This window comes from Pseudomonas sp. 300, assembly GCF_055803035.1.
This window is the reverse complement of the sequence record NZ_JAVLRV010000002.1, coordinates 2829433-2846793: the sequence shown is the minus strand read 5'-3', so window position 1 is coordinate 2846793 and position 17361 is coordinate 2829433. Positions and strand designations below refer to the sequence as shown.

The window sequence follows — 17361 nt, the reverse complement described above, 5'->3', positions numbered from 1 at the left end:
TCCAGTGCACTACTTCAGTTCAGGCAGACGGGCTTCGTTTTTCACTTCGGTCCGGGCGATCGCGTCGGCGGGCAGCACCACGCGTTGTTTGCTCAGCAACTGGCCCATGTTCGCCAGCACGCGGTACATCGAGTATTCCTCGGTGTAGCGCACTTCGGTGTAGCGGCGGTTGGCGTTGTAGAGTTCGTTTTCGCTGTCGAGCACGTCAAGCAGGGTCCGTTGGCCGAGGCCGAACTGGTCCTGATACGCCGCACGAACGCGGGTGGTGGTTTCGGCGTATTCGCGGGCAGTCGGGGTTTGTTTTTTCGCGTTGACCATGGCGTTCCAGGCCAGGTGAATGTTCTCGTTGAGTTGGCGCAGGGCGTTGTTGCGGATGTCCATGGCCTGGTTGATCTTGTGCGCGTCGGACGCCAGCCGTGCCTTGTCGCTGCCGCCACGGAACAGGTTGTAGTTCATCACGACGCCGACGCGCCATTCATTGTCATGGCCTTCTTCACCGGCGATGTTGTTGTTCGCGCCCACCGCAGCTTCAGCGTCGAAGCGAGGGTAGAACGGCGACTTGGCGACTTCGTACTGGCTCTCCGCCGATTGCACGTCGGCCTGGGCCGATTTCAGGTACGGGTTGTTGTCGACCATGCTCTGTTGGGCATCCTGGATCGTGGCCGGCAGTTCGCCGCGAATCGACGGCAGCGTTTCCAGTTCATCGGGCATGCGCCCGGTGACTGCGTAGAAATTTGCTTCGGCATCGGCCAGATCGACTTCGGCGGTGTCGAGGTTGTTCTCCGCAAGTGCCCGACGCGCCACGGATTGATCGGCGTCGGCGTTGCTGCCGATGCCGCGCTGGGTACGCAGGCCGATCTGGTCGTTGACCCGTAGGTGGGCTTGCAGGTTGTTCTTGGCCAGGGTCACCAGTTCGCGGCGCTTGAGCACCTCAAGGTAGACCTCGATGGTACGCAGGGCCAGGTCCTGAGCGGTGCCCTGGGCGTAATAGGCCCGGGAGTTGACCACGCCTTTGGTGCGCTCGACTTCGTTGGCCGTGTTGAAGCCGTCGAAGAGCATCTGCCGCAGGCGCAATTCCGATTGGGTGTAGTTGAGGATTTCCGTGTTGTGATTGCCGAAGGCGCGGGTGTTGGTGTTATCGCTGTACCCGCGCCCGTACGAGGCATTTAGATCAACGGATGGATAAAACCCACCTTTGGCGACTTTTACGTCTTCATCGGCCGACAGACGGCTGTCCACCCGCGACGCCAGTTCCGGGTGGGTCGCAATGGTGCTCTGGATCGCCTCGGTCAGTGACATGGCTTGAACCTGAGAAGTGCAGGCCATAGCCAATAAAATCGCACTGCAGATGGGGTTCAATCGGCTCATGGGTGCATCTCCCTGATTCCTAATGGTGCTTATAAGTCGCCAATTATTTGGCGGCATTTATAGGTAAACCGTTTCATGCCTGTAACAACTAGAGCTAAGAACATTCTGGGAAGAACCTAAGAAGGATTTTTCATAAGGTTTATGCCAAAAAAAACTTATGCGCTCTGCAAAATCCAGCACATTGTTCAAGTCGAAACCCCTTGATTTACGAGCGTTAGGGCGCTCAAAAGGGCAAAAGGAAGGTTCTACCCACTTATCGATACAGGGCGTAGAAGTGCTGGAGGGGAGGGACGCGAAACGGTTTTTTTGGTGACGTTTTTTTGTCACTTGTTTGATTCAGAACCGTTACGCATCGCTCACTGGATGAGGTTTTGCCGAACAGGATCCCGATGCTTTTGACTGCAAAGGGGTTTATCTCGGATCGACACCTCGCCCACGAGCGACATGCTTGGCGAGACAGTCGCCAGGGCGGCGGCTTGGTATTGACAGGCCGCTGCCCGGTAGACGTTCGCTGGCCATCCGCTTGAACCCTGAGCACGTTCTTCGCAAACAACAGGATGCCGACAACGGTTGGCAGCGGAGGAAGTGCACATGGCTACGCTCATCGGTATCGTCAGTAAGGTCATTGGTCAGGTGTTCGCCCAAGGGAGCGACGGCACCCGGCGTGTGCTGATCGAGGGGGATCGCCTGTATACCGGCGATCAACTGATCACCGGTGCCGAAGGCGCGGTGGCGGTGCATCTGCAAAATGGCCAGGAACTGACGCTCGGGCGTGGCAGCAGTCTGCAAATGAATCCTCAGTTGCTCGCTGATCACGCGCCTCACGTGGACACCACTGAGGCGGCCACGCCGACTCAGGCGCAATTGACCGATGTCGAGCAACTGCAAAAAGCCATCGCCGCCGGTGATGACCCGACCCAAACCGCTGAAGCGACGGCCGCAGGCCCTGGCACACCGGGTGCCCCCGGCGGTGCATTGGGCGGCGGCCACAGTTTTGTGCTGCTGGAGGAAGTGGCCGGGCGGGTCGATCCGACCATCGGTTTTCCCACCGCAGGCTTCAACGGCATTCCCGAAATGCCTCTGGAACGTCTGGCCGGCGATCCGGACAATGGCGGCAACGGGCCCGCTGCGGCGATTGTTGCAGACACCCCGGATCGTCCGGACGTTCCTGACACTCCGGACAACCCTGTCACCCTCAACGGCCTCGACGTAGAAGGCGGCGAGCTGACCGTCTACGAGAAAAACCTCACCTACGGCACCGACCCGGACGCTCCCGTCCTGACCCAGACTGGCACCTTCTCCGTCACCGCTCTGGACGGTTTGCAAACCCTCACCGTGGGCGGCATCGCCGTGGTCACCGCGGGTGTCGCGGCAGGCTTCCCGCAATCGAGCGAGACCGATACCGGGGCGATTTTCACCATCACCGGTTACAACCCGGCGACCGGCGTGGTCAGTTACAGCTACACGCTGCGTTACGACAGCGATCACCCGAATGGCAGCGGAGCCAACAGCATCTCCGAACACTTCGACGTGGTGGCCAAGGACACCGACGGCAGCACCGCGACCGGGCAAATCAACGTCAACATCGTCGATGACACGCCCGACGCCAACCCCGATGCGACCTCGGTGGCGGAGGGCGGCGTGGTCAGTGGCAACGTGTTGTGGAACGACGTCGCGGGTGCCGACGGTCCCTTGCTTGGCGGTGGCGTGGTCGGCGTGCGTGCCGGTTCCGATACCTCGACCCCGGTCAGCGGCGGACTGAATCAGCAGATCAACGGCACCTACGGTTACCTGACCCTGGACGCCCAGGGCAACGCCGAATACCACAGCTACCCGAACAGCGTGAACGGCCCGGGCGCGACCGACGTGTTCACCTACACCCTGCGCGATAACGACGGTGATGAAAGCACCACGACCATCACCATCGACGTCAACAACAGCTGCATCAAAGCGGTCAGCGACAACGACGTGACCGTCTACGAGAAAGCGTTGGACCTGAGCAAGGATGGCCAGGACCTGGCGCCCGGCACCGTCATCGGCAGCCAGCCGGGCCACACAGGCGAAACTGCCTCTGGCACCTTGGTCGGCTCGGTCAGCGGCGCGGCGGGCGCGATCACTTATGCACTGGTCGGCAGTGACCAGGGGGCATACGGCCAAATCCTGCTCAACCCCAACGGCACCTACACCTACACCCTGACCTCGCCGGCGAGCACCACGCCGCACGCGGACAACGGCGCCAACACCCTGAGCGAAACCTTCACCTATCAGGCCACCGATTCGCTGGGCAACACCGTCACCAGCACCATCGTGGTGAACATCGTCGATGACGTGCCGAAAGCGGTCGATGACAGCAACGCGACGACTGCCACGCCCACACACCTGACGCTCGAAGGCAACGTCCTGAGCAACGACGTGCAAGGCGCGGACCGCGTGCCGACCGGGCCGGACAGCGGACCGATTACCGCCGGCACGTTCAACGGGACTTACGGCACGTTGGTGCTGAACGCCGACGGCACGTACACCTACACGCTGAACACCAGCGATGCCGATTTCAAAGCCTTGCACGGCGATGGCAACGGCACCGAAACCTTCCAGTACACGCTTACCGATGCCGACGGCGACACCAGCACCGCCAACCTGGTCTTGCAGATCCATAACAGCCCGGTGACCCTCAACGGCCTCGACGCGTGTGGCGGCGAGCTGACCGTCTACGAAAAAAACCTCACCTACGGCACCGACCCGGACGCGCCGGCGCTGACCCAGACCGGCACCTTCACCGTCACTGCTCTGGACGGTTTGCAAACCCTCACCGTGGGCGGCATCGCCGTGGTCACCGCGGGTGTCGCGGCAGGCTTCCCGCAATCGAGCGAGACCGATACCGGGGCGATTTTCACCATCACCGGTTACAACCCGGCGACCGGCGTGGTCAGTTACAGCTACACGCTGCGTTACGACAGCGATCACCCGAATGGCAGCGGAGCCAACAGCATCTCCGAACACTTCGACGTGGTGGCCAAGGACACCGACGGCAGCACCGCGACCGGGCAAATCAACGTCAACATCGTCGATGACACGCCCGACGCCAACCCCGATGCGACCTCGGTGGCGGAGGGCGGCGTGGTCAGTGGCAACGTGTTGTGGAACGACGTCGCGGGTGCCGACGGTCCCTTGCTTGGCGGTGGCGTGGTCGGCGTGCGTGCCGGTTCCGATACCTCGACCCCGGTCAGCGGCGGACTGAATCAGCAGATCAACGGCACCTACGGTTACCTGACCCTCGACGCCCAGGGCAACGCCGAATACCACAGTAACCCCAACGGCGTGAACGGCCCGGGCGCGACTGACACCTTCACCTACACCCTGCGTGATAACGACGGTGACGAAAGCACCACGACCATCACCATCGACGTCAACAACAGCTGCATCAGAGCAACCGTAGACAACGACGTGACCGTCTACGAAAAAGCCCTCGACCTGAACCAGGACGGCCAGGATCTGGCGGCTGGCACCGTCACCGGCAGCGAGCCGGGCCACACCGGCGAAACCGCCTCGGGCACGCTGGTCGGCTCGGTCATTGGTGCGGTGGGCGCGACGACCTACACGCTGGTCGGCAGCGCCACCGGAACCTACGGGCAAATCCTGCTCAACCCCAACGGCACCTACACCTACACCCTGACCTCGCCGGCCAGCACCACGCCAAACGCGAACAACGGCGCGAACTCGCTGAGCGAAAGCTTCACCTACAAAGCCACCGATTCTCTGGGCAATTCCAGCATCAGCACGATCAAGGTCAACATCGTCGATGACGTGCCAAAAGCGGTCGCCTCGGAGCGTTCGGTGTCCGCCGTGGAGATCGATACCAACCTTCTGCTGGTCATCGACGTGTCCGGCAGCATGAAAGACGGTTCCGGAGTGGATGGGTTGTCGCGACTGGATCTGGCCAAGCAGGCGATCGGCGCTTTGCTCAACAAGTACGACGACCTCGGCGACGTCAAAGTGCAGATCGTCACTTTCAGCAGCGATGCCACTGACAAGACCTCGGTCTGGGTCGATGTGGCAACGGCCAAGTCGATCATTTCCGGACTGACAGCGGGGGGCAATACCAACTACGACGCGGCGGTGACGGTGGCGCAAACGGCATTCGACACCAACGGCAAACTCACTGGCGCGCAGAACGTCGGCTACTTCTTCTCTGACGGCAAACCCAACGAAGGGGACATTGGCAAAACCGATGAGGCGAACTGGAAAGCGTTCCTTGAAGAAAATCACATCAAGAACTTTGCGGTAGGCCTCGGCGACGGCGTTGGCCATACCAACCTCGATCCGCTGGCCTATGACGGCACTGCCGGTCTCGGCAATGGCACCAATACCAACGCCGTCATCGTCAACGATCTCAACCAGCTCAATCCGGTACTGTCGGGCACCGTGGTCGGTGCGCCGGTTACCGGTTCGCTGTTGGGCGAGGGCGGTACGTTTGGCGCCGATGGCGGCTTCATCAAAGCCATTATGGTCGACGGCACCACGTACACCTACGACCCCAAAGGCAACAGCAACCAGGGGTCGCTGAATTACAGCGGCGGCGCCAACCACGGCACTTTCGACACGGTCAACAACACCCTGAGCATCGCCACCGACGGCAAAGGCACGCTCGTGGTGAATCTCGACACAGGCGAATACACCTACACCTCGCAAAAAACCACGTCGGTGGTGATCACCGAAAACATTGGCTACACCGTCAGCGACAACGACGGCGACCTGGCCAGCTCGACGCTGGTGGTCAAGGTGGTTCCGAATGCGCCACCGGTGGCGGTCGATGATCACGTCATCACCAACGTGCTGTCGGGCAGTATCGTGGTGCCCGGCGAGTTGTTGCTGGCCAACGACACCGACCCCAACGGCGATCCGCTCACCGCTTCGCCAACAACTTTCAATACCGGCTGGATTGCCAAAGGCGCGGACTTCACCGGCAGCAACCAGAACTACAGTTTCACCGGCAGTAACGCTCAATCGGCGACCATCGCCCGCAGCGCATTCGTTGCCAACACGGCGGCCATGACTGCGGTACTGGTGGTCAGTGGGGCGTTGGGCGAAGTCAAAAACAACAACACCAATGATGAGGACCGCATCAACGTCACTCTCAAACAGGGTGAAACCCTCAACCTCGACCACAACCTGGCGGCCGGGCACGTCGCCATGGAGTACTCGGTCAACGGTGGGGCGTTCATTGCCATCGGCGATGGCCAGACCATCACCGCCGCGTCGGACGGCACCTACCAGATTCACATCACCAACATCGACAACGGGGGGTGGGGCAATAGCGGCAAGGACGCGGAAAACTACAAACTGACCCTGACCGTCGATTATTCCGGCGCTCACACCCCCGCCCCCTCGGACTACCACGGCGCCTACACCGCCAACGACCACCATGGCGGCAGCGACAGCGCAGCGGTGACCATCAGCTATCAGGACGGTCACACCCTCACCGGCACAACGGGCGATGACGTGCTGGTGGCGGGCACCGGCGACAACGTGATCAACGCCGGCGACGGCAACGATGTACTCACCGCCGGTGCAGGCAACAACGAGCTGCACGGCGGCGCGGGCAATGACGTGCTCTACAGCGGACCGGGTAACGACCTGCTCGACGGCGGCGATGGCATCGACACCGCGAGCTACGCCCATGCCACCGCCGGGGTCAAGGTCGACCTGAGCCTGCTCGGCGCGCAAAACACCCTGGGCGCCGGCACTGATACTCTGACGGCCATCGAAAACCTCACCGGTTCCAATTTCGACGATAAGCTCACCGGCGATAGCCACAACAACATCATCACCGGTGGCCTCGGCAACGACGTGCTCAATGGTGGCGGCGGCGATGACTTGCTCATCGGCGGCCTCGGCAACAACACCCTCACCGGCGGTGCTGGCGAAGACACCTTCCAGTGGCTCAAAGGCAACAGCGGCCACGACGTGGTCACCGACTTCACGCCGGGCACCGACAAACTCGACCTGTCGCAACTGCTGCAAGGCGAGAACGGCACGGCGGCGTCGCTGGATGACTACCTGCATTTCAAAGTCACTGGCAGTGGCGATTCTCTGGTCACCAGCATCGACGTCAGCGGCATGGCCGGCGCTGCGCCGAACCAGACTATCGATCTGGCCGGTGTGAACCTGGCCAGCCATTACGGGGTGACGCCGGGGGCGGGAGGGGTAATTGCCGGCGGCGCGGATACGGCGACCATTATCAACGGGATGTTGAATGATCATTCATTGAAGGTGGACACCGTGTGATCTGAAACCTTAAACAAAAAACCCCGCCATCCCTGTGTAAGGGATGGCGGGGTTTTTGTTGAGAACCAAAGCTCAGGATCGATGCAGGGTTTTCTGTTTGAGGATGTAAATCGTCACCAGCACGGCACTGGTCAGCATGAATCCGCGTGCCCACGGCAAAGGCACCAGGTAGCAAGACAACAGAATGCTGACCCACATCAGACCAATGGCGTAGACCTTGCCCTTGAGCGGAATACCGTTGCCGTCGAGGTAGTCGCGAATCCACGGACCCAGCCGGGGGTGCTCCACCAGCCAGTTGTAAAAGCGCGGCGAGCTGCGGGCGAAGCAGGCGGCCGCCAGCAGCAGGAAAGGTGTGGTGGGCAATACTGGCAGGAAAATCCCGATCACCCCCAGCGCCACGCTCAGCCAGCCGATGGCCAACAGCACGTAACGCAACATCAGGGAGCGGTTGCCTATGGGGTTGTCCATAGGCAAAACCTTAGTGGTGACGTGGCTTGAGGATCGCCGGTTTTTCGTCTGGCGCGTTGCACAGCAGGTACAACGCTGTCAGGGCTTCCGGGATCTGCACGATCATGTCATCCATCAGGTTGGCGTCGGCTGCGATGTCGGAGAACTCGGGCTGCTCGTCGAACAGACCCGAACCGACCATGATCGGCAGCAGCATTTCACTGACTTCATCTTCGGCGGTTTCGAACCAGGCCGCTTCGCGCAGGAATACGCCTTCCATGAAACCGATGCACCAGCCACGCAGGTCGGAATCGTCCGGATCGTCGCCAAGGTCCAGATCGCACGGCAGCTCGAACTCCTCATCGGACGCCAGTTGGCGGGCGATATGAGCCTTGAGGGCCAGCAGTGTGGATTCGATCGCTTCACGCTCGGTGTCATCGGCGTAATGCGGCTCTTCGGCGAAGAGGGCGTCGATCCACTCACGGTCAGGAACGGGTTCGGAACAGATCGATAGCGCGGTGAGGTAGCCGTGGGCGGCCACGTAGTCCAGCGCCTCGTCATGCAGTTCATCGGCGTCGAGGAAAACTTGCAGGCGGGTTAGTTGCTCAGCGAAGGACATTAAAGGGCTACCTTGGGAATTAACAGATGCGGGAATTCTAGGCCTTCTTGAGCACTCAGGCCAGCCGCGCGGCATATTTGCCCCCCTTGACCTCTCGGAACACCGCTCCCACAGGTTCTGCGCCATATTGGATTTTGTGCGTCTTCTCAGCGGCGCCCTTTGGAAGGGAGGCCTCGGGTATACTCCCGCGTTTTGTGATGCCCTGCTGCGTCGCGGCTCAAATGTGAAGCGTCATGCAATGCGCACTTACGATTTGTCGGTGCAGACTGCGTGGTTCTGAACCAGCCTTGCAGGGATGTTTCGGTGATTTTTGGAGTTTTTATGCTCGAACAGGCTCAACGCGTCCTCAAGGACATCTTCGGCTACGACAGTTTCCGTGGCCGTCAGGGTGCAATCATTGAGCGCGTGGCCAGTGGCGGCGACGCCCTGGTGCTGATGCCTACCGGTGGCGGCAAATCCCTGTGCTTCCAGGTGCCGGCGCTGTTGCGCGAAGGGCTGGCGGTGGTGGTGTCGCCGCTGATCGCGCTGATGGACGACCAGGTCGCGACCCTCGAAGAACTGGGCGTCGCTGCCGCTGCGTTGAACTCCACGCTGAGCGCCGAACAGCAGCGCGATCTCGCCGCACGGATCAAGCGCGGCGAAGTGAAGATGCTCTATCTCGCGCCGGAACGTCTGGTCCAGCCACGCATGCTGGCCTTCCTGCAAAGCCTTGAAATTGCCCTGTTCGCCATCGACGAAGCCCACTGCGTGTCCCAATGGGGCCACGACTTCCGCCGTGAGTACCTGCAACTGGGCCAGTTGGCGGAACTGTTTCCCAATGTTCCGCGCATTGCCCTGACCGCGACGGCGGACAAGCGTACTCGCGAAGAAATCGTCGATCGTTTGCACTTGCAGGATGCCGAGCGCTTCCTCTCCAGTTTCGACCGCCCTAATATTTTTTATCGCATCGTGCCCAAGGAGCAGCCACGCAAGCAGTTGTTGGCGTTCCTCGCGGAACGGCGTAGCGATGCCGGCATCGTCTATTGCCTGTCGCGCAAGAAAGTCGACGAAGTGGCGGTGTTCCTCAGCGAGCAGGGGTTCCCGGCACTGCCGTACCACGCCGGGCTGGCCAACGAAACCCGAGCCCACCACCAGAAGCGCTTCCTCAACGAGGAAGGCCTGATCATGGTCGCCACCGTGGCATTCGGCATGGGCATCGATAAACCCAACGTGCGCTTCGTCGCTCACCTCGATCTGCCGAAATCCCTTGAAGCTTACTACCAGGAAACCGGTCGCGGCGGTCGTGACGGCCTGCCGGCGGACGCCTGGATGGCCTACGGCCTTCAAGACGTGGTGATGCTCAAGCAGATGCTGCAGAACTCCGAAGGTGACGAGCGCCACAAGCGTCTGGAACAGCACAAGCTCGACGCGATGCTCTCGCTCTGCGAAGAAACCCGCTGCCGTCGTCAAACGCTGCTGGCGTACTTCGACGAAGACATGCCTGAGCCGTGCGGCCATTGCGACAACTGCGTTGATGGCGTGCAAACCTGGGACGCTACCGAGCCGGCCCGTCAGGCGCTCTCGGCGATTTATCGCACCGGCCAGCGTTACGGCGTCGGGCATTTGGTGGATGTGTTGCTGGGCAAGGACAACGAAAAAGTCCGTAGCTTCGGTCATCAGCATCTGTCGGTATACGGTGTCGGCAAAGCGATGGGGGAGAGCGAGTGGCGCTCCCTGTTCCGGCAACTGGTAGCCCGTGGTCTGGCCGACATCGATCTCGAAGGCTATGGCGGCCTGCGTCTGAGTGACACTTGCCGGCCGCTGCTCAAGGGCGAAGTGACCCTGGAATTGCGCCGCGACCTCAAACCGCAAACCACCGCGAAAAGCAGCAAGAGCCAGGCAAGCCAACTGGTTCGCGGCGAAGAGCGCGAACAGTGGGAAGCCTTGCGCGCCCTGCGCCGCAAGCTCGCCGAAGAACATGGCGTGCCGCCGTATGTCATCTTCCCCGACTCGACCTTGCTGGAAATGCTCCGCAGCCAGCCGACCTCGCTGTCGGAAATGGCCACGGTCAGCGGCGTCGGTGCGCGCAAACTGGAGCGTTACGGCGAGGCCTTCCTCGAAGTCCTTGGAGGTCAGGTCGAGGCGCCAAAAGTGGTGGCCGACGTGCGCCATGAATTAATCACGCTCGCGCGGGCCGGCATGACACCGCTGCAAATCGCCGGTCAGCTGCAATGTTCGGAAAAGAATGTCTACACCATGCTCGCCGAGGCTATTGGCAAGCAGCAGTTGTCACTGGAACAGGCGCTGGATCTGCCCGAAGACTTGATGGGGGAAGTGCAGGACGCGTTCCTCGACGGCGAGGGTGAATTACCGCCCGTGGCGGAGATTGCTGCGCTGTTCGCCGGTCGTGTGCCGGAAGGAGTTTTGTATTGCGTACGTGCCGCGTTGCAATCGGAATTCGAGGTCTGAAGCTCAAATCCTGAAACGGTTGTATTGATGTAACGATTCAGTACAGAGCAAGCCTTGCCTCTAGCCAAGGGCCATGCTTAGCTGACTAATAATTAGTTTTTCTCTATTTCAGTCTAACCATGAGTGTTTTATGCCGTTAACCGATCAACACCGCTTTGGCATGCAACTGGCGCAGATGTCGCGTGGCTGGCGTGCCGAACTGGACCGTCGTCTCGCCGGCCTGGGTTTGTCTCAGGCGCGCTGGCTGGTACTGCTGCACCTCGCTCGTTTCGACGACGCACCGACCCAACGTGAACTGGCGCAAAGCGTCGGCGTCGAAGGGCCGACCCTGGCACGGTTGCTCGATAGCCTGGAAAGCCAGGGCCTGGTTCAGCGCCAGGCGGTACTGGAAGACCGCCGGGCGAAAAAAATCGTCCTCTGTGCACCGGCCCGTCCCCTGATCGAACAAATTGAAACCATTGCCACACAACTGCGCCACGAGCTGTTCGATGGTGTCGATGAGGCGGATTTGAAGGTCTGCATGCGGGTTCATGGGCACATTCTGGCCAACCTGGAAAAATCTTGAGGCATAAGCAGGCGCCGGCTTTTTGAGATACCCCGTTGGGCAGACTATAAAGAACTACTAGGCAATATCGTGTTCGTACCGGATGTGCGAACACGCACTGGTTGGTCTGGCTATCTAAGGGATGCTCATGCTCGAGAGTTGGCACGTTGTATTGCGGTGTTGCGCCAGGCTGCTGCTGGCCGGTGGGGCTGTCACCTACTCGGCATTGGCGCCAGCGCTGGGTCTGGGGGAGATCACCCTGCATTCGGCGCTCAATCAACCGTTGCGTGCCGACATCGCGCTGGTGGATGCCGCCGGTCTTGAGGAGGGCGAGCTGTCCGTCAGCCTGGCGACGGCAGACGAGTTCAGCCGTGCGGGTGTCGAGCGGGTATTCTTTCTCAATGATCTGAAATTCACGCCGATCCTGCGGGGTAACCGCAGCCTGATCCGGGTGAGCTCCAACAAAGCGGTCAACGAACCCTTCCTGAATTTTCTGGTGCAGCTTAATCAGCCGAACGGTCGTGTGCTGCGCGAGTACACCGTACTGATCGATCCTCCGGGAGCGCCCGGGGTTGTTCCGGTCACTGACGAACCGTCCGCCAGCTCACCGAACTCTCCATTCCCGAGCGTTACACCTGCCGCTGCGCCTCGACCCGCGACGAAAAAAGCGGCCCAGCCAAAAGTTGAGCCACCGGCCGCTGTACCGGTGATTGATCCCGGCGCAGAACAACTGGCCGCCAGCGTGCTGCAAAATCAGCAATTGCAAAAAACCGCCGATGAGTTGAATGCAAAGCTGCAGGCTCAGGACGAACAGATCGCCGGTCAGAAAAAACAGATTACCGAACTGCAAACCCGTTTGGCGGAGGTTCAACAAGCGCCGCCGGTCACGCCGCAAACAGTGGTGCCCGCCCCTGTCGCGGTGCAAGAGCCCGAGGCATTCAATTGGCCGCTGATTATCGGGTTGCTGGCGCTGCTGGCGTTGCTGTTGTCGGGGTTGTTTGTTCGTCGGCAACGACAGCAGGTTCAGGCAGTGCCCGAAGATTCCCCGGTTTTACCGTTGCAACATGAGCCCGTGCTTGATCGAGCCGCAGCGCCGACTGTGAAGGTCGCTCCCGTCCATCACGAAGAGACGCCGTCTGGCGATGTGCTGGAGGGCGTAGGCATCTACTTGGCGTATGGCCGTTTTTCCGAAGCAGCGGCATTGTTGCGAGAAGCCTTGGCCAAGGAACCACAGCGCACGGATCTGGCGGTGCAACTGCTGGAAGTCCTCGGTAAACAGGGGGATGTGTCAGCCTATGACGCACAGGAAAGCAGTCTGCGAGACGCAGGGTTCGACCCTCAATCACTTCAGGATATTCGTGCCCGCTTTCCCAAATTGAACAGTGTGGCGCCTGCAGTGGCTGCGCCGGTTACCCATCCGATGACATCCGAGGGTGCGTCCGCTGATGAATTTCAGTTGAATCTGGATGACCTGTCGATGGATTCCAATTGGGACCTGGTCAGCCCCTTCGACCCTGCTAAACCTTTGGACGAACCTCTAAAGCCGGCAGAACCGGCGTTCACCTCGAACCTGCACGTTTTGCCCGATGTGTACGAGATGCCTGAAGAGCCGACGCTCGACGAGTCCGAGCTGGAATGGGTCGCCGAACCTGATTCACAGGCGCTGGACGATGATTTTCTTAACGAATTCAGCGAGGCCGGCGAGTTACTGGAGCTTGAGCCATTGGGTCAGGAGCACGCTGGGCTGAACAGCGCCGGCAAGCTCGAACAGGCCCAGACCTGCATCGATGACGGCGATCTCGACAGCGCGATAGAACTGCTCAACGAGTTGCTCAAGGACGGTGATGAGCCACTCAAACAGACTGCTCGGACTTTGTTGGCCGGTATCCGCTGACGCTCTATCATGGCGCTGCCCCTTGGCTCAGGAGTTTCGCCCGTCATGACCGCGCATAAACCGGAAATCGTCATCACTTATTGCACGCAATGCCAATGGCTGTTGCGTGCAGCCTGGTTGGCGCAAGAACTGCTCAGTACCTTTGGCGACGATTTGGGCAAGGTGTCGCTGGTGCCTGGCACCGGTGGGATTTTTCATATTGTCTGTGACGATGTGCAGATCTGGGAGCGCAAGGCGGACGGCGGTTTCCCTGAGGCCAAGGTGCTCAAGCAGCGGGTCCGCGATCAGATTGATCCGGACCGCGACCTCGGGCACAACGACCGCATTCAGTGAGACGCCGCTTCGACCGCCACGGTCTTCTTGCTTGAACCGCCAGAGAGCCTGCTGGACACAACAATTGCGACGATGATCAACACGCCGCCGATCAGCATGCGCAGCGTCGGGTTTTCATCGAACAGCAGCCAGGCCATGGTGATGCCATACACCGGCTCCAGGGCGAACACCACCGCAGCGGTCCGCGCCTTGATCACCGCGAGGCTGGCGACGAACAGACTGTGAGCGACGCCGGTGCAGAATATTCCCAGCAGGCCGATCCACAGCCAATCGATGGTGCGTACTTCGCTCAGTTGCGGTGCCGCCACCGGTAGCAAACACAGCGCGACCACCACGTTCTGACACAACGCAGCCTGCACCGGCGGAATTCGCCCGGAACTGGCGCGGTTGGTCAGTGACAGCAAAGCGAACAGCAGACCGGAACCTATCGCCCACAACAGGCCGGTAGTGGCGCCGCTGGCCAGATCGAAGTCAGGCGTGACCAGCACCAGCCCGATACTCACCAGCACCACCAGCAGGATTTCATTGGCGCGAATGCGCTCGCGGAAAATCAACCCTTCCAGGATCACGGTGAACGCGGGGAAACTGGCGAAACCGAGGGTTGCGATCGCCACGCCCGCCACTTTTACCGCAATGAAGAAACTCACCCAGTGCCCGGCCAGCAGCAAACCGCTGAGCAGCAATCGGCGCCAGTCCACGGCGTCGAGTTTTTTCCAGCGGGTGTGGCTGGCAAACCGCGCGAAAATGGCCAGGGCGAGCACGGCAAAGGCTGCACGACCGAAGACGATAACGGCGGGGGAGGCGGCGGCCAGTTTGCCGAACACACCGGTCAGGCCAAACATCAATGCGCCGATATGCAGTGCGCCCAGGGCGGTACGGGGAGTCATTGCGATCCTTAATAAACACAACCGACAGAGGTGCAGTCTAGAGCGCTGGCGGCACGCCTGTCTGTCGCCAGACTCGCATCATTTGTCGCCAGCCTCGCGCCGCAATTTACCGGGCGAGACGCCGAACTCCCGCAACACCGCCGCTGAAAATGCACTTTGAGAGCTGTAGCCGACCCGGCTGGCAATTTCGCCTATGGGCAACGTCGAATCGCGCAACATGGCCACGGCCCTGTGCAAACGACGACTGCGAATGTAGTCCATCGGCGTCTGCCCGCATTCAGCGACAAACCGCGCATGCAGCCGAGCGCTGGACAGCCCGGCAATGCGCGCCAGATCGGCCACCTGCAGCGGGTAGGCCGCGTATTGATCGATGTGCGAATTCAATGCGGCGTACGGCAGACGCCGGCCGCCCGGCACTCCGGTTTTGGCGTTGTTGAGGCTGGCCAGCAACAGCACCGCGCCTTGTTGGGCGATCAGCGGGTCGCTGACCTGACTGCCCGCCAGCCAACTGACCAATTGGCTTTGCCCGGCATCCAGCGGCAGGCGCCCGGCGTTGTCGAGCAAGCGACGGCTGGCATCGGCGTGCTCGCCAAGGGATTGCGCCACCCATTGATCGCTCGGTACGTCCAGCACCAGGCAGCGGCTGCCATTGGGGCTGCCGCACGCATGATGGAACCCGGACGGGACCACGACGAAACTCTGCTGAACCACCTGACTGCCATGCCCGTCGACCTCGAAATCCAGCGCGCCCGAGAGCCCGAACACCAGTTGCGCGTGGTCGTGACTGTGGACGATCAGGTCGTGAGTGTATTGGCGCAGCGTGAGGATCGGTCTCATCGCAGGTCTCCCGATTAAGGCCGCCAGTCTACACCGCGAGGGCTCACGTGCGCTGTCACAGGACTGACTTGTGACTGTCATGGGCAATTAACCCGACCGGCGCAAGCTTGCAAAAACAATCGCAGAGGGTTGCCCATGACCAGCGCCGAGCTCGCCAAACCCAGTCGTAAGCAACGTGTGCGGACCTTGTGGATTTCCGATGTGCATCTGGGCACCCGGGATTGCCAGGCCGAGCACTTGTCGCAGTTCCTCAAGGGCTACCACGCGGACAAGATCTACCTGGTCGGCGACATCATCGATGGCTGGAAACTGCGTGGCGGCATGTACTGGCCTCAGGCCCACACCAACGTCATCCGTCGCCTGTTGACCATGAGCAAGCGCGGCACTGAGGTGATTTATGTCACGGGCAATCACGACGAATTCCTGCGCCGTTACTCGAAGCTGATTCTGGGCAATATTCAATTGGTGGATGAAGCGGTGCACGTGACCGCCGACGGCCGTCATTTGCTGGTGATCCACGGCGATCAGTTCGACGTGATCACCCGCTATCACCGCTGGCTGGCCTTTCTCGGCGACTCGGCCTATGAATTCACCCTGACCCTCAACCGCTGGCTCAACCATTGGCGCGCCCGGTATGGCTACGGCTACTGGTCCTTGTCGGCGTACCTCAAGCACAAAGTGAAAACCGCAGTCAGTTTCATCAGCGATTTTGAAGAAGCCATCGCCCACGAATGCGTCAAACGCGAATTGCATGGCGTGGTGTGCGGGCACATTCACCATGCCGAGATTCGTAAGGTCGGCGGGGTGGATTACCTCAATTGCGGGGATTGGGTGGAATCGTGCACGGCGCTGATCGAGCATTGGGATGGTTCGATCGAGTTGTACCGGTTGGCGGATGCCCAGGCGCGGGAGGCGGAATTGAAAGCCGTTAAAATCGCGGAGCCGGCTTGAAAGTCAGCGTGTCGGCGCTGGCCTCATCGCGGGCAAGCCCGCTCCCACAGTAATTGGGGTGACCCCAAAATCTGTGAACGCCCGAGAATCCTGTGGGAGCGGGCTTGCCCGCGATGAGGTCAGACCAGACACCCCTTATTCATCAGGCCGGCGCGTGCGCCTCCATCGCCGCTGTGTAAATTGAATGCTTGGGATGAGCAAACAACCGCTCCATCATCGGCTCAAAGAAGCTCAGCGGTAACGTCTCGTAAGCCGGATCAAACGCTGCCGCATCATACTTCGCGCAAAATTCGATGGTCGCCTGATACTGCGGATGCCCACTGAATTGCTCGCGTAAATGCCGGTCCATCCCCAAGTGATGGAAAAAGTAGTAACCCTGGAAAATCCCGTGTTTCTCCACCATCCACAGATTCTCGGCGCTGACGAACGGCTTGAGAATCGCCGCCGCGATGTCCGGGTGGTTGTAGGAGCCCAAGGTGTCACCGATGTCGTGAAGCAGGGCGCACACCACGTACTCTTCGTCGCGGCCATCGCGCCAGGCGCGGCTGGCGGTTTGCAGGGAGTGGGTCAGACGATCCACCGGGAAACCGCCAAAATCACCCTCCAACAGTTTCAGGTGCGCCACAATCCGTGTCGGTAATTGTCTTGCGTAGGCACTGAAGTCAGCGGCGATGATCGCCCAGTCTTCTTGCGTGCCGTCCTGCATGTGGGTGAAACGGGCGTTGGCATTCATCGGCTAGTCTCTCTT

Annotated in this window: 12 protein-coding genes; 6 read left to right on the top strand and 6 right to left on the bottom strand. The window is 60.5% G+C overall.

Going from position 1 to position 17361, the window contains the following annotated elements; genetic code table 11:
* Positions 1-9: 9 nt before the first annotated feature.
* The gene (locus Q7W83_RS19395; protein WP_150634036.1) at positions 10-1368 is read right to left on the bottom strand and encodes a TolC family outer membrane protein; all 1359 of its coding nucleotides are present in this window, start codon (positions 1366-1368) and stop codon (positions 10-12) included.
* 591 nt (positions 1369-1959) lie between these two features.
* Here Q7W83_RS19395 and Q7W83_RS19390 point away from each other — a divergent pair.
* Entirely contained in the window at positions 1960-7653 is a 5694-nt protein-coding gene (locus Q7W83_RS19390; protein ID WP_458377735.1) for a retention module-containing protein, read from the top strand.
* A gap of 72 nt (positions 7654-7725) precedes the next feature.
* Here the strand turns inward: Q7W83_RS19390 and Q7W83_RS19385 are convergent, their stop codons facing one another.
* Together Q7W83_RS19385 and Q7W83_RS19380 are read right to left on the bottom strand one after the other, a co-directional pair.
* Positions 7726-8121 (bottom strand): YbaN family protein, encoded by a 396-nt coding sequence (locus tag Q7W83_RS19385; RefSeq protein WP_150630293.1) that lies wholly within the window; start codon positions 8119-8121, stop codon positions 7726-7728.
* Between the two features lie 10 nt (positions 8122-8131).
* The gene (locus Q7W83_RS19380; protein ID WP_150653799.1) at positions 8132-8719 is read right to left on the bottom strand and encodes a UPF0149 family protein; all 588 of its coding nucleotides are present in this window, start codon (positions 8717-8719) and stop codon (positions 8132-8134) included.
* Between the two features lie 321 nt (positions 8720-9040).
* On the opposite strand from Q7W83_RS19380, the gene recQ reads away from it, so the two are divergent.
* The 4 genes from recQ (at position 9041) to Q7W83_RS19360 (ending at position 13938) form a co-directional block, all read left to right on the top strand.
* Entirely contained in the window at positions 9041-11167 is a 2127-nt protein-coding gene (gene recQ, locus Q7W83_RS19375; protein WP_150630291.1) for a DNA helicase RecQ, read from the top strand.
* Between the two features lie 130 nt (positions 11168-11297).
* A complete protein-coding gene (locus tag Q7W83_RS19370) occupies positions 11298-11732 on the top strand; it encodes a MarR family transcriptional regulator (RefSeq protein WP_150630290.1) in 435 nt (144 codons plus the stop codon).
* Positions 11733-11859: 127 nt separating this feature from the next.
* Positions 11860-13605 carry a type IV pilus assembly protein FimV gene (locus tag Q7W83_RS19365; RefSeq protein WP_150630289.1) on the top strand — a complete coding sequence of 582 codons (1746 nt, stop codon included), beginning with the start codon at positions 11860-11862 and terminating at the stop codon, positions 13603-13605.
* A 45-nt stretch (positions 13606-13650) separates the two neighbouring features.
* Positions 13651-13938, top strand: a complete 288-nt coding sequence (locus tag Q7W83_RS19360) for an Rdx family protein (protein WP_150630288.1) — start codon at positions 13651-13653, stop codon at positions 13936-13938.
* On the opposite strand, the gene Q7W83_RS19355 is transcribed toward Q7W83_RS19360, so the two are convergent.
* On the bottom strand, positions 13932-14825 hold the full coding sequence (locus tag Q7W83_RS19355) for a DMT family transporter (RefSeq protein ID WP_150637651.1): 894 nt from the start codon (positions 14823-14825) through the stop codon (positions 13932-13934). The genes Q7W83_RS19360 and Q7W83_RS19355 overlap by 7 nt on opposite strands.
* 78 nt (positions 14826-14903) lie before the next feature.
* Positions 14904-15662: a helix-turn-helix transcriptional regulator gene (locus tag Q7W83_RS19350; RefSeq protein WP_150630286.1), complete on the bottom strand. Its 759-nt coding sequence runs from the start codon at positions 15660-15662 to the stop codon at positions 14904-14906.
* A 135-nt stretch (positions 15663-15797) separates the two neighbouring features.
* Between Q7W83_RS19350 and Q7W83_RS19345 the strand changes: the two genes are divergently transcribed.
* Positions 15798-16613: a UDP-2,3-diacylglucosamine diphosphatase gene (locus Q7W83_RS19345; RefSeq protein ID WP_150630285.1), complete on the top strand. Its 816-nt coding sequence runs from the start codon at positions 15798-15800 to the stop codon at positions 16611-16613.
* Positions 16614-16755: 142 nt separating this feature from the next.
* On the opposite strand, the gene Q7W83_RS19340 is transcribed toward Q7W83_RS19345, so the two are convergent.
* On the bottom strand, positions 16756-17346 hold the full coding sequence (locus tag Q7W83_RS19340) for an HD domain-containing protein (protein ID WP_150630284.1): 591 nt from the start codon (positions 17344-17346) through the stop codon (positions 16756-16758).
* Positions 17347-17361: the final 15 nt, after the last annotated feature.